Annotated in this window: 20 protein-coding genes; 9 read left to right on the top strand and 11 right to left on the bottom strand. The window is 70.3% G+C overall.

What is annotated here, in order from left to right; genetic code table 11:
• Nucleotides 1–30 precede the first annotated feature (30 nt).
• The 6 genes from ACF09C_RS26810 (at nucleotide 31) to ACF09C_RS26785 (ending at nucleotide 7,484) form a co-directional block, all read left to right on the top strand.
• Nucleotides 31–1,824, top strand: coding sequence for a type IV secretory system conjugative DNA transfer family protein (locus ACF09C_RS26810; RefSeq protein WP_392095017.1), 1,794 nt, complete (start codon nucleotides 31–33; stop codon nucleotides 1,822–1,824).
• Nucleotides 1,821–2,735, top strand: a complete 915-nt coding sequence (locus ACF09C_RS26805) for an alpha/beta fold hydrolase (protein ID WP_392095015.1) — start codon at nucleotides 1,821–1,823, stop codon at nucleotides 2,733–2,735. The genes ACF09C_RS26810 and ACF09C_RS26805 overlap by 4 nt, the downstream gene beginning before the upstream one ends.
• Before the next feature lie 174 nt (nucleotides 2,736–2,909).
• The gene (locus tag ACF09C_RS26800; RefSeq protein ID WP_392095546.1) at nucleotides 2,910–3,773 is read left to right on the top strand and encodes a hypothetical protein; all 864 of its coding nucleotides are present in this window, start codon (nucleotides 2,910–2,912) and stop codon (nucleotides 3,771–3,773) included.
• The gene (locus ACF09C_RS26795; protein WP_392095014.1) at nucleotides 3,770–5,041 is read left to right on the top strand and encodes a DNA cytosine methyltransferase; all 1,272 of its coding nucleotides are present in this window, start codon (nucleotides 3,770–3,772) and stop codon (nucleotides 5,039–5,041) included. The genes ACF09C_RS26800 and ACF09C_RS26795 overlap by 4 nt, the downstream gene beginning before the upstream one ends.
• Complete coding sequence (locus ACF09C_RS26790; protein ID WP_392095013.1) at nucleotides 5,041–6,189, top strand: DnaB-like helicase N-terminal domain-containing protein; 1,149 nt, start codon at nucleotides 5,041–5,043, stop codon at nucleotides 6,187–6,189. Before ACF09C_RS26795 ends, ACF09C_RS26790 begins: the two co-directional genes overlap by 1 nt.
• Before the next feature lie 17 nt (nucleotides 6,190–6,206).
• Nucleotides 6,207–7,484 (top strand): DUF317 domain-containing protein, encoded by a 1,278-nt coding sequence (locus tag ACF09C_RS26785; protein ID WP_392095011.1) that lies wholly within the window; start codon nucleotides 6,207–6,209, stop codon nucleotides 7,482–7,484.
• A gap of 54 nt (nucleotides 7,485–7,538) precedes the next feature.
• Here ACF09C_RS26785 and ACF09C_RS26780 read toward each other — a convergent pair whose 3' ends face one another.
• The 3 genes from ACF09C_RS26780 to ACF09C_RS26770 form a co-directional block, all read right to left on the bottom strand.
• Nucleotides 7,539–8,651, bottom strand: a complete 1,113-nt coding sequence (locus ACF09C_RS26780; protein ID WP_392095545.1) for an SPFH domain-containing protein — start codon at nucleotides 8,649–8,651, stop codon at nucleotides 7,539–7,541.
• Nucleotides 8,652–8,680: 29 nt separating this feature from the next.
• The gene (locus ACF09C_RS26775) at nucleotides 8,681–9,118 is read right to left on the bottom strand and encodes an NfeD family protein (protein ID WP_392095009.1); all 438 of its coding nucleotides are present in this window, start codon (nucleotides 9,116–9,118) and stop codon (nucleotides 8,681–8,683) included.
• A gap of 366 nt (nucleotides 9,119–9,484) precedes the next feature.
• Nucleotides 9,485–10,651, bottom strand: a complete 1,167-nt coding sequence (locus ACF09C_RS26770; protein WP_392095007.1) for a hypothetical protein — start codon at nucleotides 10,649–10,651, stop codon at nucleotides 9,485–9,487.
• Between the two features lie 214 nt (nucleotides 10,652–10,865).
• Here ACF09C_RS26770 and ACF09C_RS26765 point away from each other — a divergent pair, with 214 nt between their 5' ends.
• Both ACF09C_RS26765 and ACF09C_RS26760 read left to right on the top strand, forming a co-directional pair.
• Complete coding sequence (locus ACF09C_RS26765) at nucleotides 10,866–12,110, top strand: hypothetical protein (protein ID WP_392095005.1); 1,245 nt, start codon at nucleotides 10,866–10,868, stop codon at nucleotides 12,108–12,110.
• The gene (locus ACF09C_RS26760) at nucleotides 12,107–13,255 is read left to right on the top strand and encodes a hypothetical protein (RefSeq protein ID WP_392095003.1); all 1,149 of its coding nucleotides are present in this window, start codon (nucleotides 12,107–12,109) and stop codon (nucleotides 13,253–13,255) included. The genes ACF09C_RS26765 and ACF09C_RS26760 overlap by 4 nt, the downstream gene beginning before the upstream one ends.
• A 56-nt stretch (nucleotides 13,256–13,311) precedes the next feature.
• Here ACF09C_RS26760 and ACF09C_RS26755 read toward each other — a convergent pair whose 3' ends face one another.
• From ACF09C_RS26755 to ACF09C_RS26745, 3 genes are all read right to left on the bottom strand, one after another.
• Nucleotides 13,312–14,466 carry a site-2 protease family protein gene (locus tag ACF09C_RS26755; protein WP_392095001.1) on the bottom strand — a complete coding sequence of 385 codons (1,155 nt, stop codon included), beginning with the start codon at nucleotides 14,464–14,466 and terminating at the stop codon, nucleotides 13,312–13,314.
• Between the two features lie 212 nt (nucleotides 14,467–14,678).
• Nucleotides 14,679–15,128, bottom strand: a complete 450-nt coding sequence (locus tag ACF09C_RS26750; RefSeq protein ID WP_392095000.1) for a CBS domain-containing protein — start codon at nucleotides 15,126–15,128, stop codon at nucleotides 14,679–14,681.
• Nucleotides 15,115–16,362 carry a cation:proton antiporter gene (locus ACF09C_RS26745; protein WP_392094998.1) on the bottom strand — a complete coding sequence of 416 codons (1,248 nt, stop codon included), beginning with the start codon at nucleotides 16,360–16,362 and terminating at the stop codon, nucleotides 15,115–15,117. The genes ACF09C_RS26750 and ACF09C_RS26745 overlap by 14 nt, the downstream gene beginning before the upstream one ends.
• 274 nt (nucleotides 16,363–16,636) lie before the next feature.
• Here ACF09C_RS26745 and ACF09C_RS26740 point away from each other — a divergent pair, with 274 nt between their 5' ends.
• Nucleotides 16,637–16,999 (top strand): STAS domain-containing protein, encoded by a 363-nt coding sequence (locus ACF09C_RS26740; protein WP_392094996.1) that lies wholly within the window; start codon nucleotides 16,637–16,639, stop codon nucleotides 16,997–16,999.
• Here the strand turns inward: ACF09C_RS26740 and ACF09C_RS26735 are convergent.
• From ACF09C_RS26735 to ACF09C_RS26715, 5 genes are all read right to left on the bottom strand, one after another.
• Complete coding sequence (locus tag ACF09C_RS26735) at nucleotides 16,969–19,134, bottom strand: hypothetical protein (RefSeq protein ID WP_392094995.1); 2,166 nt, start codon at nucleotides 19,132–19,134, stop codon at nucleotides 16,969–16,971. The two genes, ACF09C_RS26740 and ACF09C_RS26735, sit on opposite strands and share 31 nt — an antisense overlap.
• A 259-nt stretch (nucleotides 19,135–19,393) precedes the next feature.
• Nucleotides 19,394–19,717, bottom strand: coding sequence for a hypothetical protein (locus tag ACF09C_RS26730; protein WP_392094994.1), 324 nt, complete (start codon nucleotides 19,715–19,717; stop codon nucleotides 19,394–19,396).
• A gap of 6 nt (nucleotides 19,718–19,723) precedes the next feature.
• Nucleotides 19,724–19,993: a hypothetical protein gene (locus ACF09C_RS26725; protein WP_392094992.1), complete on the bottom strand. Its 270-nt coding sequence runs from the start codon at nucleotides 19,991–19,993 to the stop codon at nucleotides 19,724–19,726.
• The gene (gene nhaA / locus ACF09C_RS26720) at nucleotides 19,990–21,291 is read right to left on the bottom strand and encodes a Na+/H+ antiporter NhaA (RefSeq protein ID WP_392094990.1); all 1,302 of its coding nucleotides are present in this window, start codon (nucleotides 21,289–21,291) and stop codon (nucleotides 19,990–19,992) included. The genes ACF09C_RS26725 and nhaA overlap by 4 nt, the downstream gene beginning before the upstream one ends.
• Before the next feature lie 225 nt (nucleotides 21,292–21,516).
• A complete protein-coding gene (locus ACF09C_RS26715) occupies nucleotides 21,517–21,699 on the bottom strand; it encodes a hypothetical protein (RefSeq protein WP_392094989.1) in 183 nt (60 codons plus the stop codon).
• Between the last annotated feature and the right edge of the window lie 74 nt (nucleotides 21,700–21,773).

Genomic DNA, 21,773 nt, shown 5'->3' with positions numbered 1-21,773 from the left:
CGAGGCCCGCACCGTTCAAGGAACCGCCGCTTGCCCCCTGCTCCCTCCTCCAGTTCCGACGGCTACGACATAGCCCTGAAGATCCTCCTCGGTGGCCTCGCCATCGGCCTTCCCCTCGCCTCGATCGCTTGGCTGGGCGGCAACCTGACCGCCTGGGCGGCCGGCACCGGGCCCTGGGTGCCGTACCGGCCCGGCGACGCCCTGCTCCACCCCGAACAGCTCTGGCCCCAGGCCGGAGAAACGTCCCTGCTCATCAGTACGCGGATCGTCCCCGTCCTGCTGACGCTGCTCCTTGCCGCCAGCGCCAGCATCCTGTTCTTCCGCTACAAGAACCGCACCAGGGGCCGAAAGAACAAGGTCGACGGGATGGCGAAGGCCCGCGACATCGAGCCGCTCCTCGCCAAGTCGATCGAGGCCAAGGCCCGCTCCTTGCGGCCGAGCCTGAAGGACGCCAAGCACATCGCGCCGGCCGACACCGGCATCCTCCTCGGCAACCTCGCCGGGACCCACCGCGAAGTGCGGATGGGATTCGAGGACGTGGCCGTCGCGATCATGGCCCCGAGGTCCGGCAAGACCACCTCCCTCGCCATCCCCTCCATCCTCGCCGCGCCGGGCCCCGTGCTGCTCACCTCGAACAAAGCCGCAGGTGACGCCTACACGACCACCCTCGACGCCCGAGCAGACGTGGGGCAGGTCTGGTCGATGGACCCGCAGCAAATCGCGCACGCCGCACGCGAGATGTGGTGGAACCCCCTCGCCGACGCCAAGACCCTGGACGGCGCCGGGCGGTTGGCCGGCCACTTCCTCGCCGCCTCCGTGGACGCGAGCCAGCAGGGCGACTTCTGGTCCAAGGCCGGCAGCAACATCCTCTCGCAGCTCTTTCTCGCCGCCGCCCTCGACGACCGGCCGATCACGGACGTCATGCAGTGGCTCGCGTTCCCCGCGGACCGCACCCCGCTCGACATCCTCCGCGACCACGGCTTCGCCGCCGTCGCCGCGCAGCTCAAGGGCACGGTCGAAGGCCCGCCCGAGACACGAGACGGGATCTACGAGACGGCCCGCCAGTATGCCGCCGCCCTGCTGAACAGCGGGATCGCCGCGTGGGTCACCCCGCAGAAGGACGTCCCCGAGTTCCGGCCCGCCGAGTTCGTCACCTCCACCGACACCCTCTACCTGCTGTCGAAGGACGGCGGCGGCGGAGCTTCAGCGCTGATCGCCGCATGCGCGGACTCGGTGATGCGGGCCGCGACCGCGCAGGCCGAGCGCGCCGGCGGTCGCCTCGATCCGCCGATGCTCGCGATCCTCGACGAGGCCGCGAACGTGTGCAAGATCAGCGACCTGCCGGACCTGTACTCCCACCTCGGGTCACGCGGGATCATCCCGATCACCATCCTCCAGTCCTACCGCCAGGGCCAGAAAGTCTGGGGCGACGCAGGCATGGACGCCATGTGGTCCGCCTCCACCGTGAAGGTCATCGGTTCTGGTATCGACGATCCGGACTTCGCGGACAAGCTCTCCCGGCTGATCGGCGACCACGACGTCGAGACCACCTCCACCTCCACCTCCGAGTCCGGCAAGTCGACCTCCGTGTCGATGCGGCAGGAGCGGATCCTGCCCGCCGACGCGATCCGCGCCCTGCCCAAGGGCACCGCCCTGTGCCTCGCCACCGGTATGCGCGCCGCGATGCTCGATCTTCGCCCCTGGTATCTGGAGCCGGGCGCCGACGAACTCACCGCTGCCTCCAAGCGCGCCTCCGACGGCATCACCCAGCGGGCCGTCGCTAAGCACGCACCTCGGCAGACCGACTTCGGGACCGTGGCATGAGATCGATACGGCTCCCTGATGGTGCCCGGCTCGCCACCTACGTCGACGGACCTGCACAAGCACCCCTGACGACAGTCCTCGTGCTTGGCCTCTCGGTCACCGCTGCCCTGTGGCGCTCCCACGTACCGCTCCTGCTCCGCGAAGGGATACGCGTCGTGCGCTACGACCAGCGCGCGCACGGCTACTCCACGCGCGGCACCGCCGCGCTGAGCCTCAACCAGCTGGCCGACGACCTCGCACACCTCCTCGAGACGGCAGCGCCGCGGGGACCGCTCGTTCTCGCCGGCCACTCCATGGGAGCGATGACGCTCATGCGCCTGGTCGCGCGCCACCGCCACCTCGCGCCCCGTATCCGCGGGCTGGTGCTGATCTCGCCCCCGTACGGAGGCATCAGTACCCGCACGGGCAGCGGGCCGGCCCAGTCCTTCCTCACGCTGGGCCGCAACCTTCTCGCGTCGGCGTGCACGCACGCGCCGTACGTGCTCGACGCGGCCCGGCGGCGACTTCCCGACACCAGCCGGTGGGCCCTGCGTCCCCACGTACAGCGGGCGTCCGGTGCACTGCCGCTTCCGTGCCGGAGGGGCCTGCACACCACGGCGACCGGTGACATCGCTGCCCTGTGGCACGACCTCGCCGGCCAGCAGCCCGACCCCGGTCCCCTGCAGCAGCTCGCCGGACGGATCCACCTTCTGGCCGGAAGCCTCGACGCCCTCATCCCGCCCGAGCAGACCGGTCATCTTGCCGCCTGTCTGCCCGACGCCCACCTGGAGATCGTCCCAGACGCCACCCACGCACTGCCCCTGCGTCACGCACAACTGGTCACAGACCGAATCACCCGCTGCGCCTCGCCGCTGCTCATCTCTCAACCTACCGAGGCGGTCACCAGCGCCCGTGAAGCCACCCCGCCCTGACCGCCCCGCGTCCTCCATCCCCGCGTTGCTCCCCGTCCCGCAACCGGGCATCTCCCGAACCCCTGCCGACTGAACCGCCCCTCCCTCGCCTCCACGCTCGCCCAAGGATTTCGCATTCACCCCTCCCCCCAGTTCCGCGCCCTTTCTCTCGGTGCCGGTGTCCAGTCCAGCACCCTGCTCGCCCTGTCTGCCGAAGGTATCCTCCCGAAAATCGACTACGCGATTTTCGCTGACACCGGATGGGAGCCCAAATCCGTCTATGACCATCTCGACCGCCTCGAACGCGAAATAGCCAAGCCCGCCGGCATACCCGTCCTCCGGGTTTCCTCCGGAAATATCCGCAACGACGCCCTGAACCCGGATCACCGTTTCGCGTCCATGCCCCTCTACATCCTCAACACCGACGGGCGCCCTGGGATGACCCGGCGCCAGTGCACCGGCGAGTACAAGGTCAAGCCCATCAAGAAGAAGATCCGCGACCTTCTCGGCTATCCGTATCCGACGCGGGTACCAAAGAGAGTTTTCGTCGAGCAGTGGATCGGCATATCCACCGACGAATTCCACCGCGCCAAGGACGCCGACGTGCAGTACATGCAGAACCGGCATCCGCTGATCGACATGGGCTGGTCGCGTTCCGACTGCATTCGCTATCTCACCTCGCTCAACCTGGCCGAAACCCCGAAATCAAGCTGCTTGGGCTGCCCTTTCCACGGAAATGCCCAGTGGCGACACATCCGCGACAATTCCCCTGCCGAGTGGGAAGACGTCGTGGAATTCGACGCGGCCATCCGCAAGGGCAACGCCCGCGCCAACGCCAGTGGCAACCGGCTCCTGGGCGAAGCATTCCTGCACCGCTCCCGCGTCCCCCTCGACCGAGCCCCGATCGACCACGTCACCGCCGCCGAGTGGGCAGCCCTTCAGCAAGAGCTCTCCGACGAGAACGAGTTGGAGCGCGGCGTCGAGGACGGCTGCTCCCCCTGGGCGTGCCGCGGGGATGCGGACGCGCCGGCGCAGGAGGACTTCGGGCTGGCCACGTGATACTCGACCTCTTCGCGGGGCCGGGTGGCTGGAGCAGGGCGCTGAGTATCTTCGGCGTGCGTGACGTGGGTCTGGAGTGGGACGCATGGGCTTGCAGGACCCGTGCTGCCGCTGGGCAGTTGACGATCCGGACCGACGTGGCGATGTATCCGACGCGGCCCTTCCTCGGCCGGACGCGCGGGCTGATCGCCTCTCCGCCATGCCAGGCGTGGAGCATGGCCGGCAAGCGCCTTGGTCTGGTGGACCAGCCGCTGGTGCATGCGGCGGTCGAGGACCTCGCCGCCGGACGCGACACCCGCGCGCGCCTCCTCGCCGCCTGCCGGGACGAGCGCTCCCTTCTCGCGGCCGAGCCGATGCGCTACCTCCACGCCCTGAACACGGTCGGCGAGCCCGAGTGGGTCGCCATGGAGGAGGTGCCGGACGTCCTCCCCCTGTGGAAGCAGTACGCAGCGATCCTGCGCGGCTGGGGGTTCTCGGTCTGGTACGGGATCCTCAACGCGGCCGACTACGGCGTTCCCCAGACGCGCAAGCGGGCGATCCTGCTCGCCTCCCGAGTCCGCACGGCGCAGCCTCCCACGCCGACACATGCCCGGATCGCCGAGCCCGAGAGCCTCTTCGGGCCGGGCCGCGCCCGCTGGGTGAGCATGGCGGAGGCCCTGGGGTGGGGCGCGACCGACCGGCCCGTCCCCACCGTCTGTGCCGGGGGCGGGCCCGGCGGCGGGCCCGAGCCGTTCCCTTCGGGCTCCCGCAAGACGCTCTCCGACGCCCGGGAGCGGGGCACCTGGATGCCGCGACCGGACGGAGTGGTCCTGCAGTCCCGCCGCGAAGGCGCGGGATGGGCGGCGCGGCACGGCACCCGTGAGAACCGCGCTGCCACCGCCCCGGCGCCGACGTTCACCGCCGAGGCGCATCGCTGGTCCTGGTCGCTGCGCAGCAACAACCAGGCCAACGCCACCGTACGGCCGTTGTCCGAGCCGGCCGGGACGCTGTTCTTCGGGCATCGCGCCAATGAGTGCACGTGGGTCGCCGAACCGGCCCCGGCGTCGGCGCAGGACGAGGACGCACCAGCGGTGCCGGAGCCCATCCGGATCACCGCTCGCGAGGCCGGCATCCTGCAGACCTTCCCCAGCGACTACCCGTGGGCCGGGAACAAGGGCCAGCAGTTCTCGCAGATCGGCAACGCGGTTCCGCCCTTGCTCGCCGGCCACCTCCTCGCCCCGCACCTCGGCGTCACCCTCAACCCCAACGACTTCGCCCTGGCCGCTTGATGCCCCACAGCCCCGACCCCGACGAGGACGACCTCGATGCGATCCCGGCGCCGCCCCCGGTGTTCCACGTCGAGCAAGCCCTCCTCGGTGCGCTCCTCTTCGATCCGCAACGTCTCGGTGACCTGACCGGGATCTCCGCCGAGGCGTTCTCCACAGCCGCCCACGCCGCCCTGTTCACCGCGATCAACACCCTGCCGCCGCCCGACCCGGTCGAGCACACGAAGACCACCACGTGGCTCAACCAGGTGCTCACTGCGGGCCGGGAACAGGCCCGCGGCCTGACCGCCTCCTACCTGCACACCCTCATCCAGGTCTGCCCCTGGCCCCGGCACGCGCCGGCCTACGCACGGATGGTCGAGGCCGAACACGCCCGCCGCCGTCTACGGGCCGCCGCCGAGCACCTCGTCCAGACGGTCCACGACGCCTCCCTCCCGCACCCCGTCCAGACGGTGCTCGCCGAAGCCGACGCGCTCGCCGCGCTCGTGGACGACATCGCAGCCCGCTTCCCGCCACGCGCCGGCGTCCTGCCCCGCACTCCGGCGTCCCCGCCGGCCACCGCGCCCGACTACGCCGAAGCGGTGGAGGAGGAGCAGTTGCTGCTCGCGACCGCCACCGCCCACCCCGACGACGTCGAGTCCGTACGGTGGCTGATACCCGAGGACTTCACCCAGCCCCTGCACGCCGGCCTGTGGCAATGCCTCACCACCCTCGTGCGCCGCCAAGAGCCCGTCGACCCCGTCACCGTCCTGTGGGAAGCCCAGCAGCGCGGGCTACTGCACGACGGGAGCGAGCCGGGCGACGTGCTCCGTCTGCTCGCCGAGCCCGCCGGCTCCGTCGAGCACTGGAGCCAACGCGCCCTCAAGCGCTCACTCCTGGCCGCCGCAGACCGCTCCGCCCGCCGCATCGCCGCGTACACCGACGACCCGACGAACACACCGTTCCAGCTCGTCGCCGGTGCCCGCCGGTCCCTCGCCGACATCGGCGCCATCCGCACCCGCTGGCAGCACGCCACCGGGCGCCCGCTTCCGCGGCGACCACAGGCCACGCCCACCACGCGCGCCGGCCCCTCGATCCGCCGCGCCCCCGCCGCCTCACAACCGCCTGCGCGCCCCGCCGCCGTACGGGCCGCCGTCGGCCGAACCCCTTAGCCCCCGAAGGACCTCCGATGCACGCCCCCGCCGACGCCCATATCCGCTTCAGTCTCCACCCGGACCACCCTCCTGCCGTGGTCGCCACCACATCCGGTCCGACCAGCGACGCCGCCCGCTCCCACCTGCACGACCTCGGCTTCCGCAGCACCGGCCCGACCACGATGGTCCTGGCCCGCATCGACCGCGAGGAACCTCACTACTCCGCCAAAGCGGCCCAACTCCTCCAGCAATACGGCTTCTCCATCGAGGTCGATCCGACCCTTCAGGAGGAGATCGACACCGAGTGGACCTGGGCGAACTACCCCATGCCCTGGTGCACCCGCGACGAGATCCGCGGGGTCGGCGCCGAGGCCCAGCGCATCCACGACGACATCGCCGAAGGCCGGCTGATCATCCACCTGCACGCCGACGACGGGCACAACACCGTCGCCGTCGGCAGCTGGACCACAGGCGTGCGCCGCCATGTCCACCTCGGCGGCGAGAACCACCTCCGCCTCATCAGCGCCCGCTTCGACGACGAGCCGGAGGCCATCGGCGAGTTCCACCGGCTCTACTCCGTCGCCGTCCGCCCCGGCCCCGCGCATCTCACCGACCTGGAGAAGACTTTCCGGCAGGTGCTCCGCGGGCAGACGCCAGCGAGTGGCTCCGCCAAGAGCACCGCCGGGGTGGCGGCGGCGCCGCCTGCCGCCCTCGGCGAACACGAGGAGTTCCTCACGTCCTTCCGGGAGGAGAACCCGCAGTGGGAGAAGTACCGGCCCTACGACGACACGACCATCGCCTCGCACGAAAGTCTCACCGTCCGGGCCGAGTTCGACCACGAGGCTCGCCACCGCACCGACACCGCCTGGAAGATCGCCCAGTACAACGGGCCCGTCGGCGAGCGCCTCTGGCACGCCACCCTCACCGTCGGCACCCCCATCCCGCTCATCCGGGAACTACTTGAGCACCTCGACGCCCCAGACCCTGCGCGCGCCGAGGAGCCGCACGAACCACTACGGGCCGCCGGATGGCGTCACCCAGCCTGGACGACCTGTCGCGCGCCGAACCGCACCATCGCCCTCGACCACGTCCCTCACGCCACGGCTGACCGGTGGGGCTTGTACGGGGGCGAGGACCTCGACCGGGCGACATGGGCCGTCCGCCTGTCCGCCAGCGTCGGTCACGACATCCTCACCCAACTCGCCGGCACCGCCGCCGCACTCGCCGGACCACTGCCCACCCCCACACATCGACCGCCCCTCGCCTTCCGGCTCCCCACCTCCGTTCCTCAGCAGCGCAGACGCGTCCGCTGAACAAGGCCACGCATGGGACGGCCCCCATTCCCGGGGCCCTCGCCCTCGCGGCGCTCAATCACCGGACGGGTGCCCCCTGCCCGGTACCTGGGACGCCCTCGCTGCCTCGGCCTCGGCCTTCGCGTCGCTCACTACGGCGGCGGCCTGCTTCGCGACCTCATCAGCAGCCGCGGCAGCGTCGAGCGAGAACGTCGAGCCTGCCTCGAGCTCCGGAGCCCCGCCGTCGTCCGCTGCGCCGTCGGCAACGGTAGTGGTGGTTGCCGCCTCCGGTTGCGCGGATCCGGGAAGACCCATCGTCGACCGATCGCCGAACGCGCCGGTCACAGCACGGACCGCTTCGGTCAGCTCCCCCGGGATCACCCAGAACGTGTTGTTGTCGCTCTTCGCGAGGTGCGGGAGCGTTTCGAGGTACTTGTAGGCCAGGATCTTCGGGTCGGCGTTGTTGCGATGCACGGCCTGGAAGACCCGCTCCACCGCCTTCGCCTCTCCGTCCGCCCGCAGGATCATGGCTTGCTGCGTGCCCTGCGCCTCCAGGATGTCCTTCTGCTTCGTACCCTCCGCCGTGAGGATCTTGGCCTGTCGCTCCCCCTCGGCGTGCAGGATCGCCGCACGCTTGTCGCGTTCGGCCCGCATCTGTTTCTCCATCGCCTCCTTGATGGTGTTCGGCGGGTCGATGGCCTTGATCTCGACGCGGTTGACCCGGATCCCCCACTTGCCGGTGGCGTCATCGAGGACGGCGCGGAGGCGGGCGTTGATCTCCTCGCGCGAGGTGAGCGTCTGCTCCAGGTCCATGGAGCCGATGACGTTCCGCAGGGTGGTCACGGTGAGCTGATCGATCGCCTGCAGATAGTCGGCGACCTCGTAGGCGGCCGCCCGCGGGTCGGTGATCTGGTAGTAGAGGACCGTGTCGATGTTGACCACGAGGTTGTCCTCGGTGATCACCGGCTTGGGAGCGGACGAATACACCTGCTCGCGCACGTCGAGTTTGGTGTTGACACGGTCCGCCACCGGCACGACGAAGTTCAAGCCGGGCTGCAGCGTCCGCCGGTACCGGCCGAACCGCTCGATGTTGTAGCGACGCGCCTGCGGAACGATCCGCACCGTCGAGGCCACCAGGAAGACGACGACGATCGCCGCCACGAGAAACGGGATGACAACGGGATCCACCATTCCTCCCTCGGGACGTGTTCAGCCGGTCAGGGAAGGAGCTCGCGGGGGTAGACGACAGCCGTCGCACCTTCGATCTCCATGACATCCACCAGCGCTCCCACCGGGATCACCAGGCTTTCGTCGAGAGCACGAGCGGACCACTCCTCACCGGAGACCTTGATCAGGCCGCGGGTCGCGGTGACCTCCTGCATGACCTCGGCCCGCCGGCCGATCAGCGCATCGCTGCCCTCACGGGAGAGGGGTGCGCTCGCCATCTGCCTCAGCGCGACAGGACGGACGAGGAGGAGACCCGCCGCCGCGGCCACTCCGAACGCCACAAGCTGGCCGAGAAGGCCGACGCCCACACCGGCGACCACAGCAGCGACCAGGGCCGCCCCCGCCAGCAACCCGAGCACCAGCGTCAGGGTGAAGAACTCCGCGACACCGAGCGCCGCGGCGGCGAGCAGCCATGCGAACCACGGCATCGAATCAGCCTCCTTCAGGAGACCTACCCACGGACCTATCGCCCGGAACCCGGACAGAAGGGACTCGTCTCGCCCGGTCCGCGATCAGGACGCCCAAACAGCGACAGGAGGTCCCACCCACGTTCCGGTGCCGGCTCGACAGCCCGGCGGACAGTGACGCCGGAAGCAGGCCGACGAGGAACACACCGCGAGGCATCCGGCGTCGCCCATTGGCCGGCCCGATCCTGCAGCCCGGCGCGAGGGGGTGCCACGTAAGCCCGCCCCAGCCTCGCCCTCCGTACGGGTGCACATGCTGATTACTCCGCTCCTCCGCTGAGGGCCGGCCACCGTGGTGCCGCGCATTACCGGGGAGTACAGGACTGGGTCTCATGGACTCTCAGGCAGTTCCAACCCGGTGCAGTGCCCGCGCCGGACCTGGTCCTTCGCGAACGCGGCTACGTACTCGCGTAGCAGCACGCGCTGCGCTCGTTGCGATGCCTCGGTCGGAGGCTGGTCTCTCTTGTCCGCTTCGCGCTTCTCGCGGGGGCGGTCGTCGTAGCCCCAGTGCGCGGCGAAACCGACAGTGTCTCCGCCGCACCGGGCGACGGCCCACGCTCTGTGCTCCGTCAGCGCGGGCTTCCAAGCGCCGTCGCCCATCGGCAGCGGGTCGGGGCCGGAGCCCATCTCACGGACGCGCGTGCCCCAGTCCCCGCGCCAACTGGTGAGTTCGACGAGCGGTCGGCCTCGCCCGTCGAAACGGTACGAATCTTCGTCCCTCGCCGCGTGCAGGGTGCACCGTCCGACGATCCCGCCGTCCGCGATGGCGATGCGCACCTCCCCGTCGCGGCCTTCCGCCGGGACGGGGGTGGTGGCAAGAGCGCTGCAGGCGGTGCCTTTCGCGTCCGCACGAGGCACGAACCGGCCGGTGTCCGGGACCGCACCGTCCTTCGGTACGGTCAGCGGCTCGCCACCACAACCGAGCTTCGCAGTCACTTCGTTCGTCATCCATACCGCGAGCCGCAGCATGGCCGCTTTCTCCCCGCGACTCTCAGCGAAGTAGGTCCACGTGGTCACCAGCACCCGATGGTCCTTCCTGAGCGGGCCCTTGACGCCGTTCGGGCACTCGGGCATCAAGAAGACCCGGCTGTGCTCATCCTCGAATCCGGGCAGACCGCCCGGCAGCACGGCGTGCGGCGGGTAGTACGCCGCGACGAACCGCAGCTCCTCGTCGCGGGCCGCTCCGGGCGGATAGGCGTCGACCGCGACCACGACCTTGTCCGCATCGTTCGTCAGCACGCAGTGGTACTCGCCGAGTTCCTTGTCGAAGGACTCCCGTTCCGAGCCGAGCCGCACGCCCGTCCGTACCGTCTTCAGGTCGCCACCGGGCAAGGCGCCCCCGCACGCCTCGCGTGCCAGCCACCAGTCCTTCACCGGCGCCCGGACCGAGAGCCCGACGATGACCAGTACGAGCCCCGTACAGGCCAAGCTCCACAGCCACTTACAGTGCCGTGATGCCCAATCTCCCATGCGTTCCCCCGCTATCTCGAACACCACTTCTACAACAGAGCGACCAGCCTCCCATGCGCATTGCGCCCCAAACAGCCGCCTCCACAGTGGTCTCGCCGCGATGTTCTCAGTGGCTGTGCCGGTCACCATGCTGGGATCCGGCAATCTGCTGGGCCACTGCCTGCCGTTAAGGGGGGGGTGGCACCCGTCGCGAGCGCCTTTGATAGATTCCTCGGCCGGATCAGCGGGGGAAGGGCACGGAATGCGAGGCATACGGGGGCGCACAGGGCTGCTCTACGTCATAGTCGGCGGGATGCTCGCGGCCGTCGTCGCCGGGGTGGTGGTGTGGTTCTCGGCCGGTCGGGCGCAGCAGCACGCGGCCAATCTGGATCAACTGGAGCGGGCCTGCGCGGGGTTGCTGCCTCGTGAGCAGTTGCGGGGCTTCGTGACGGGGAACAGCGCCGGAGTGCTTGAGGAGTACGGCACGATGCTCGATCCGGGCCAGGAGAGCCGGGCGCTGCTGGACTGCACGCTCTCCTGGGGCGCCGGGCGGTGGGAGCCCGAGGCGCTGGTTCAGGTGCGGGTGGAAGCGCTGATCGCGACGCAGGTCGCGGCGGCCGACGCGGGATACCGGTCCATCGGCGACTTCCCGATGCCGCTTCCGCCCGGCGCAAGGGGCAGCACCGGGGCCGACGACCGGGTCAACGGCAGTGAGGTCAGTGCCTCGTTGCAGGTGGAGTGCCCTCGCGGGCTGCCCGGCCGGAGCCGGCCGTCCGAGAGGTTCCAGGTCTCGGTGGAGCTGCCGTCGAAGGCGGACAGCGAGTACGACGTCCCCGCCTCCGATCATCTCGTCGCGGCCCGCACTGCGGTGGGCGTGGCCAACTGGGTCATCGACCGCCAGAACTGCGGCCGCGAGCCGATCACCACGGACGCCTCGCCCCGCCCGGTCGAAGGTGCTACGCCGACGAAACTCTGTGCGTGGATGGACCCGGCCGAGCTGGAATTCGCCGAGGAGGAGTGGGAGTTCTCCGGGGACGGCACGTACGACCAGCGAGTCGGGTCCTGCGTCGGCCGAATCGCCGGATACGGCGCCCCTCCCGGCATGCCCGTCGTGGGGGTGACTGCGGAGAGCTGGTCGGGAGCGTTCGCCCGTGGCGCGTACGAGCGGCACGCTTACGCCGGAACCGCACCCGGACGACGCGCACCGTCGCCCACCACCCCGGCCGGCAGCGTGGTGATCAAGGACTCGGGTATCCCTCCGACGTTGGTCCTATGGGCCGAGTCGGTGTGTGACCGCGGCCCGAGCTACCACCGGATCGCCGTCACCCCGGAACTCGGCTTCGGGGACAAGAAGGAAGTCGTCGTGGACGGCCACGTCCGTAAGAGGTTCTCGACGGACGCGCGCGCCGCGCTCGACCGCTATCTGGCGGCGGCGGACGGCTGGCCGCAGCGTTCGCGCTGCCACGACACGAAGATCCTGGGTGAGGTGGAGCAGTGGCTCCGATGAAGCGACACGTGGCGAGGGCCGGAGCGGGGCTGGGCGCGGTGGTGCTGCTCAGCGGCGGCTTCTTCTGGTTCGGTGGCGGCTACGACCGGTGGTCGACCGGCCGACTGCTCACCAACGCGTGTGACGGCGTGCTTCCCGCCGATCAGGTGCGTTCCATCCTCGGCGAACGCCACCTGAAGGCCGGCGCCGACGACAGCGAGGGAAGCCTCGACGACACCACGACCTCGCTGCGGGTGGCGTGCGGCATCAGCCGGGACACCGAGAAGAACGCCGGCAAGCCCGTCGACGACGGATCGGTGACGGTCACCATCAACGGCGTACCGACCCTCGACCGCGAGGAGCGGCGGTACGAAAGCCTCTACCCCACGATGCGGTCCGAACTGCCGCCCGCCCCTCTGGGGCAGGGATGGAACGGTGTGTTCAGCGTGGGCGACTCCCACGGCGAGGCCGAGGCCACCACCGCCGTCCTGCTGGACTGCGCACCGGGCCGCGGCGACCTGCTCGTCACCGTCTCGGTGGACGTGGACGGATACCTGGGCGACACCCCGCTCGACAACCCCGAGCGCCGCACCGCTTTCGCGCGCATCGCCACCGACACGGCCGCCAACGCCTCGCGCCGGTGGAACTGCGACGCCGACCTCGGCGAGCCGCTGACCACCGCCCCTCTGCCGGTGAACAAGGACGAGTACGTCGCCCCGGCGGACGCCAAGGGAACCTGTTCCGGCATCACCGCCCGAGGCAAGGCAGTGGCACGCGCCTGGGAGAGCGAACGCGGCACCGCACCGCTCGAGGAATGCGTACTGGGCAACACCGAGGGCCACACCACCTACCAGCTCGCCGCGCACTACGGCCCGTACGCGGAGAGCGCGCGGCACGACTACGTCGAGCGCTCGGGGGACCCCGATCCGATCGCAGCCGGGCAGCGGTCGGGTTTTCTCCGGGACGGCCGCTACTGGACCACTGCCACCTGCCCAGGCAGCGGCGAACCCACCTTCTTCTCGCTCGTCTTGTACGGCGACGAGGCCAAGAGGTCGGACGCGGACCGGACGTACGCGCTTTCCGTACTGAAGGTCTTCGCCGAGCGCTCCGCCGCTGCCCACCACTGCGCCGCGCCCGCCGCGCCCACAGCAACCACCGCACCGTGACCGAGGGGGAACCGTGCGGCGCCCCCCGGTCGCCCGCCTTCAGCCTGGAGCGTTCATCAGGCGTCCGTACTGTTGTTCAGGCCGCTGTCCGTACCGCGAAGGGCGTGGCGCTGGACGAGCCGAGTGATGTCACGCGCGGTGATGATGCCCACCAGAAGCCCGCCTTCGGTGACGAGGATGCGGATACCACTCCTGCTCGGGCGGGCCTTTTCGAGTGCGTCCTCCACAAGCTCGTCCGGTGCGCAGGTGATGCACTGCGACAGCGGGGTCGCCATGTCACGTACACACAGTTCCTTGCGCTGCGCCGCCGGGACCCTCGCGAGCCGCGACAGGTCGACCAGGCCGGTGAAACGGCCCCCGAAGTCGATCAGAGGGAGGACGGAATGGCGGGCCCGCATCGCCACGTCCTCGACACAGCGCTCCACGGTGAGCCAGTCCGGGCAGGTCTCCACGGGGCTCGACATGGCGTCAGCCGCTCGCACCCCGCGCAGTGCTGAAGCCATCCCGGCCTGCCGCCGCTCCGCATTGGCGACGATCAGGACGAAAAACCCGACGGCCATCAGCCACAGACCGCCCAGCGCGCCACGCAGCACGTAGACCCAGCCGCCGGCGATCAGCAGGAAGCCCAGCACCTGCCCACTGCGGGCGGCCACTCGTTCGGCCCGGTCCCGGTCTCCCGTACGCCACCAGATCACCGACTGCACCACACGTCCTCCGTCGAGCGGTGCTGCGGGCAGCAGGTTGAACACACCCAGCAGGAAATTCACCCACGCCAGCCACACCAGGACGGCCGCGGGCACCTCCCAGGAGAACCATTCGTTCACCCCCACGCCCACCCCAAAGGCCGCCCCGCCGACCACAAGGCTGGTGAGCGGCCCGCCGACGGCCACCAGGAACGCCACGCCGGCCGTGCGCGGCCTGCCCATCTGGGTCACCCCGCCCAGCGCCCAGAGCGTGACGTCCTCGACGGGGATGTCCTTCCTCCGGGCGATGATCGCGTGCGCGGCCTCATGCGCCAGCAGGCTTCCGATGAGCAGCAGGGAACCCACCAACCCGGCGACCGCGTACGTGACGGCCGGCCGGTCCGGGATCCACACGGGGAGCGTCTGGCTTCCCAGGCTGTATCCGAAGAGGAACACCAGCAGGGGCACGGTCCAGTGAACGCGCAGCGGCACGCCGAGAACTCGTCCGATCCGAACCGATCCGTTCATCGCCGTCTCCCATGGCCGAAGGCGGCCTCCGCCCGAGCCGCAGGCCCGCGGGGCGCTCCCGATGATCGGATCAGTACGGCGTCCGCCTACTCACAGTGTTGCTCGACGGGCGCGCGTCTGGGGCGCGACTGCGAGTGCCATCCCTGCCGCCTCCGGCCCCGTGCCGGCTTCATGTTCGTTCCCTTTCCTCACCTCCGTGGTCGTGCGGCTGATCAGAGGTAGTGCTGGAGCAGGATGGCCGCGTCGATGGTGCCGAGCAGGTTCGGCCTGTCGCCGTCGTAGTCGACCACCAGGACGACGGTGCTGCCTGTGCGGTCCATCAGCGAGGCCATCTGGACCGGCGAGGCATCGGGACTGACGACAGCCGGCGTGGGCAGGCGTGTCGGCAGCACGTCGCCGAGCCGGAGCGAGGCTGCCCTCGCCCGTACGTCGTCGTCGACCGACTCGCCCACGACCGCGGCAAGCAGGGGGTCATCCCGCACGGCCTCGGGCAGAGCCGCGGCCAGTACCCGTACTGCGGAAACCGTGGCCACGGGGTGTCCGTCCTCGCTCACGACGGCGAGCACCGGGGCCCGTTCGCGGATTAGAATCTCGGCCGCTTCTCGCAGGCTGGTGTCCAGTCGGACCGGGGTGCAGGGCCAGGTCAGGTCACGTGCGCGCATGGGGAAGTGCCTTGTTCTCCGAGGTGTCGTCGGGGCGTGCCTGAGGTGCGTCGCCGGCGTCGACGAGGTCGTCGACGTGGAAGAGGCGGGCGATGGGGACGTCGGTGCTGCTGTGGGCGATGATCGAGAAGGCGATACAGACGGCGATCAGCGTGTACGCCTCCTGACCCTGCGGGATGCCAGCCTGGAGGACCAGGAGGCCGTAGACGACGGACGCGAAGCCCTTCGGGCCGAACCAGGCCGCGACCAGCTTCTCCCTGCGGTCAATTCGCGTGCCCCACAGCGACAGCAGGAGCGAGCCCGGCCGGATCAGCACGATCGCCAGCACCACCGCCGCGAATCCGCCCAGGGAGAGGTCTCCGAACAGCTGCGGGGTCAGCAGCGCGCCGAACACCAGCAGGGCGGCGAACTTGGCGAGTTCGGCCAGCGACTCGCCCAGCGGCTCGAACGCGTTCTTTGACTCCGGGGAGTTCGCGGCGAGGACCGCGCCGGCGGAGAAGGCGGCGAGGTAGGGGTTGGCGTGGGTGAGGTGGCATGCGGCGTAGAGGATGATGCCGGTGGCCAGCGGAAGGAGCGGCTGGAGCTTGGGCTCGGCGCCCAGGAGCCGGAAGCGCACGAGTCCGTTGACGATCAGGGGCAGCAGCACGCCGAAGGCCAGACCGAGGCCGAGCTCCAGGGCGATCGTTCCGAAGGATGCCTCGGCATCTGCCGCGGTGGGCCCGGCGGCGGCGATGAGGATCAGTACGACGGGCAGCGCGAGGCCGTCGTTGATCCCGCTCTCGACGTTCAGCAGCTCGCGCAGTCGGGCCGGGACTTCCTTGCGGCCCACGATGGCGGAGGCGAACACCGGGTCGGTCGGTGCGAGGACGGCGCCGACGAGGAAGGAGGTCGTCCAGTCCAGGCCGGCGAGGTAGTGGGTGACCAAGGCCATGCCGACGCAGGCGAGTGGCATGCCCATGCCGAGGGCGCGTGCGGGGTTGCGCCAGTTGGCGCGCAGTTTGGCGAAGGACACGTGCATGCCGTCGGTGAACAGCACGGCGAAGAGGGCGAGGTCGGCGGTGACCGCCACGATCTCGCTCTCGGGCGAGATGTGGATCAGCCCGAGGAAGCCGTCGCTGACCAACGCGCCGCCTACGAGGAAGAGCAGCGAGGTCGACAGGACGGTGCGGGCGGCGAGCCCGGACAGCAGGACCGCGACGAGCAGCGCGGCTCCGAAGACGGCGACGAGCACCATGGCGGATATCCCCCGATCGGCAGAAGAAGACACGTGTCCCTTGTTCGCCGACCAGGCTTCCCGGCACTCCGCCACGGACCTTACACGTTCCATACGTGACATTGACAGGTCCTTGATGCGCACCAGCGATTCGAGCAGATTGCCGGAACCCGGCAGCCCTGAAGTGGTCACACCTCCTGCCCAAGGGGCGGACGGGCGCTCCGGCGCGTAACGTCCGCACCAGGTGTGCCGGGAAGGCTGGTCGGCAACTGCCGACACCTGCCCTGGAGCCCTCATGTCACCGATGTCACCGGCCGAACGGCTCCGCCGCCGCTCGCGAGCGCTGCTCCGCCGGCTCCATCCCCGACGGGAGTTCCTCGTCATCCGCCTCAAGGGCGACCTCGGTGCCGACACAGCCAAGGACACCAGCCGTGTCCTGCGCGCGGCTCTGCGCGCGGCGCCGAAGATTCTTGAGGTGGATGTCTCCCGCGTGACGCATCTCAGTCCGGACGGCGCCCTGCCTCTGTTCCTCGCCGCCCGGGGAGCCCGCGGCCAGGGAACCCGGTTCAGGGTCACCCACGCCCAGGGGCAGGTGGGGGCGATGATGCGCGGGATGGGTCTGGAACGCTACCTGTCGGGCGAGGACTCCGCCGGATAGCCAGGCGTGGGTGGGGCGTCGAGTGCGACTCCGGACGGGACAAGGTCCGTCACGTACTGCCGGAAGTCCTCCTTCTCGTCGTCCTCGGCGAGAACGGTCAACGGGCTGGTCGGCCAGACCGGCTCGCCCCCGATCCAGGCGACCGCAGCGGCGGGGTCCCGCGGATCGCTCCGCAGCTCCAAAGTCCCCTCCGAGGGCAGGAGCACCGCCCCCGGAACCACGTCCATCACCGCTGTCGGCCGTTGCGCCTCCGGTTCGAAGAGGACAAGCATCGGCGCCTCGGTCGCGGGCTCCTCGCCCCCCGGCAGGAGGAGATAGTCGAGGGACCGGACCTGCCCGCGCCGGGCGGCGCGCAGCAGCCGGCGCAGGATCCGCCCGGTGGCGACCACGCACCAAACCAGACGGGCGAGCGCCAGGGCCGCGACCGCACCGCTCACCCATAGTCCGCGTCTGAACCCCGGGTCGCCGGGAATCCAGGCGACGGACGGATGGCTGGCGGCGTACTCGATCCCGACGGTGTCTCCCTCGGCCGGGGCAGGGTCCGCGTGCACGATGTCCGTCACGATGCGGCGGCCGTCCGCCGTGAGGAAGCTCATCTCCGACGCACCGGGCAGCAGCCAGGGCTCCAGCGGGAGTTCGTCGTGCCGATACTCGACCGTCGCGATCGCGGTCTGAGGCCGGTCCGTCGCGATCTGGAAGGCCGTCAGCCACCACCATCCCGACCACACGGCGGTGACGCCGAGGACGACCAGGGCGCCCCAGGCGATGCCCGATGCGAGCGTGATCCGGCGCAGTGCGGGCGAGCGCCACCAGGGACCGGAGCGCGGGTCGGGCTCAGGGCGGCGGCGCTTCGGGCCGGCCCCGAGCACGTCGCGCGCGAGGAGCAGGCGGGACACCGCGGTCAGGTGGGCGCGGTCGAGCACGTCACCCGTGTCGGCCGATTGCCCTGCGGTGTGCTTCCGAAGAGGGGCGGGCGAGGGAGCGGCGGCGGCTCCGGTCGAGGTGCTGGCCGTGGAGACGAGGGCTCTGCCCCGTCGTGAACGTCGGGAGTGCAGGCCGACCCCCAGCAGGGCCACGCTGGTACCGAAGGCCGTGACGAACCCGAGGCCGATCGGGGTGAAGCCCCGGTCAAACGCCTCCCCGCGCAGTGGCCACGGCAGGGCGCTGACCTCCAGGAGGTCCCCGACCGCAACCCCGTCGCAGTCGACCTCCGCCGTGAGCGGGGTGCCGTCCCAGGGATCGGCCCAGGCGACCGCGCACATGTCGTACTCGGTCGTGCCGGTGACCTTCGCGTGCACGGGCTGTCCGAACCCGTACGCGAGCGTCACAAGGCCCAGACCTGCCAGGCCGAGCGTCATGGCTGCCCAGCTCCACCAGGGCACCACCATCTGGCGCGCGTCGCGCGGGGCTGCCTCGCCGCCGCTGCGCAGGTGGCGCCGGAGCAGCCGCAACCGGCGTGCGCCGCTCATGGAGGCCGAGGCGCTGCCGGCCAACGCCGCCAGTCCGGTGACGGTCACCCCGAAGACCACCATGAACCGGGAGTCCTCCAGATCGGCCGCCTCCCCGCGTACCGGCCAGGGCCGGGCGCTGATCCGCAACAGGTCCTCTGGCTTCTCCCCTTGGTAGCAGTCGACGCGTGCCCGCTGAGTGCGGGACGGGTCCCAGGGGTCCTGCCAGGTGACCCGGCACGATCCCGCCTCCACGTGGGTGACTGTCGCGGTCACCTCACGCCCGAGGCCGAAGGTGTGCACGCCGAAGAGTGTCAGAGAGAGCGCACCGGTCAGGAGCAGAGCCGCGAAGCCGGGCATCCGGATACGGTGCGCCGGCGCCACGCGGAAGGCGTCGGCGGCCCGCTCGAAGGGCTCCGCCGCACGGCCCTCCTTCTCTCGGGACTCGGCCTCGGGCGGTACGAGAGCCTTCTGGAGCAGTGCGGTGACCGGCCGGTCGACGGTGATCAGGAGCGTTCGCCCCGAGCCGGGCTCCTCGTACACCAGCATGTCCCGTTTGACGAATGAGGACCGCCGGAAGCCGCCCTGCCGCTGTGGGACGACGTCGCGGATCCTGCCGTGGCGTGGGACTGCGAGGACAGCGGTCTCCGAGACGAAGAACACCGGCTCAGCGGCGTGAGGCGTCATCCACAGGTCACCCCGCACCCGACCGGCCGCGTCCTCACCTCCCGTGGCGGACTGCATCGCCATCTCCGCGAATACCCCCACGGGCCGGCCCGCACTGAAGGCGCGCCGCGAAGACCTGTTCCGCAGGTTCGCCCACACAGCGGGCAACACCCCGGCCAGGGCACAGCTCACGAAGAACAGAAGAGGAGAAGCCACAACCACACTCTCCATGCGGGAAGGAGGAAGGAACCGGGGCAGGTCCGCGTCAGCGGGCTCGCCGCTACCCGGGCGGTCGACGCGTGGTTTCCTCAAAACGTCGCGGGCCGGGCAGGGAAGCCCAGACCACGACTCCGACAGCGATGAGCAGGAGCAGCGGCCCGCCCGCTATCCGTAGCGGGAGCAGTTCGTCGCCATGCACTCCCGCCAGGCCAAGGACCGCGGGCGTGAGGCTCGCGCCGTAGATCATGAAGGCCGCAATGCCCCGGGCCTTCGTGACGCGTGCGCTCGTGGCGGGCGACCAGCGCGGCGTCCACCCCCTCAGCGAGGCCACCCCGAGGGGTACGAGTACGAGCGTCGACATCACGATCCACAGGGCGTGGAACATGTCCCCTCACCTTTCCTTGGAAGAGATACGGGCTACGAGGAGGGCCGCGAGGCCCACCCAGGGCACGTGCGCAGGGCCGGAGACCGTCCAGCTCACGGCGGAGAGCACCGAGGCCGTCCCCAGGAAGGTGAGCAGACCTCGCCGCTCCCGCAGGAACGTCCATTCGTGGCGGGCGCTGCCCGGCTTCCTCAGCTCGCGCACGGCGGTGCGGATGACCAGGATCGCGAGCACGACGGTCGCGCCGAGCAGTGCCGGGGCCACGCCCTGCTCGTTCATCCGGCACTGCCTGGGCGCGCGCCGGATTGGTAGATGTCGGGAATGCCGTCGGCGTCGTCGTCGCGTTCTTCCTCTTCCCACAGACGCTTGTAGATGCGGTTGCGGCGTCGCAGGAGGAGGGCGGCGAGCGCTGCGGCGATGAGGGAGCCCACGAGGACGGCGGCCTTGATGTGTTCGGCCTCTGCGCCCGCCGGGAAGGCGAGTTCGCCGATGAGGAGGGCGACGGTGAAGCCGATCCCGGCCAGGGTGGCGAGGCCGAGGACGTCGGCCCAGGCGAGGTCGGGGTTGAGCTGGGCTCGGGTGAAGCGTGCGGCGAGGTAGGTGCCGAGGAAGATGCCGAGGATCTTGCCGGCGACGAGACCGATGACGACGCCCAGCGGTTCGGGGTCGGTGAAGACGTGGGTGAGCGCGCCGGCGGTGACGCCGACTCCGGCGGCGAAGAGGGCGAACAGCGGGACCGCGACGCCGGCGGAGACCGGGTGCAGCAGGTGCGAGACGCGGGCGGCCGGTGCGGTGTCCTCTCCCTTGTCGCGGGTGGTGCGCAGGATCAGTCCCATGGCGACTCCGGCGACGGTGGCGTGGACGCCAGAGTTGTACATCAGCGCCCAGGTCGCGATCCCCAGGGGTGCATACCACCACCAGCCGCGCACGCGGAGGCGCTGGAGGGCGTAGAAGACGATCAGCCCGGCGAACGCTCCTGCGAGCGCCCAGAAGTTGAGGTCGGAGGTGAAGAAGACCGCGATGATGAGGATGGCGCCGAGGTCGTCCACGACGGCGAGCGTCAGCAGGAACGCGCGCAGCGCGGCGGGCAGATGGGTACTGAGGACGGCGAGGACCGCGAGCGCGAACGCGATGTCCGTGGCCATCGGTACGGCCCAGCCCTCCAGGCTTCCGCCGCCGATCGTGACGGTGAGCGCGTAGAGGCCGGCCGGGACCGCCATGCCGCAGACGGCCGCGATGACGGGAAGCGCGGCGGTGGCGCGGGTACGCAGCTCGCCGACGACGAACTCGCGTTTCAGCTCGACGCCGGCAACCAGGAAGAAGATCGCGAGGAGACCGTCGGCCGTCCAGTGACCGACCGAGAGGTTCAGGCCGAGGGCGGGTATGCCGAAGTGGAACTCGCGTACCTGCTCGTACGCCTCGCTCCACGGGCTGTTCGCCCAGGCGAGCGCGACGACGGCGGCGGCGAGCAGGACCAGTCCGCCGACCGTCTCCGTGCGCAGGGCCTCGGCGACGGCCTGCCGTTCGGGCCAGGGCAGCAGTCCGAGGATCACCTTGCGTGGGCGTGGCTGCGTCATGGGGTGTGCCTCCGGGGCGGTCGGTGGGTGGGCACACGGGCCCCTCGGACGCCGACCAGACTTCCCGGCACACCAGCGTCATATTGACGCGTTCTTTACACCCTATCGGCCTGTTGGTGGTCTCACCAAGGGGCTCCTCACCTGCCGATACGTGGGCGAGCGGGTCCGCGCCCACCATAGGCACCGGCGGAGAAGCCCATGGGCCCCTTCCTCCGTCGGCCCACATCACCCACGGACCCGGTAGAGCCTGATGTCACGATTGACGAACAGGTGGACGTAGCCACACGACCAGCAGATCAAACCGGTCGCCGACTCGTTCGCCCACGCCAGGTTGAAGAACTCCATCCCTGTGCTGTTCAGCTTCACCTCCCGCTCGCGGAACGTGTCGAAGCCCCTATGTTTCGTCAAGCCGCAGAAGGGAGTTGTCTCGCGGCCAGGGGCTGAATGTGTCGGTAGAGCTCGCGGGCGACGTACCGCTTGAG

The sequence above is a fragment of the Streptomyces sp. NPDC014870 genome, from assembly GCF_043081505.1.
Classification (GTDB): Bacteria; Actinomycetota; Actinomycetes; order Streptomycetales; family Streptomycetaceae; genus Streptomyces.
This window is presented reverse-complemented; position numbering and strand designations above follow the sequence as displayed.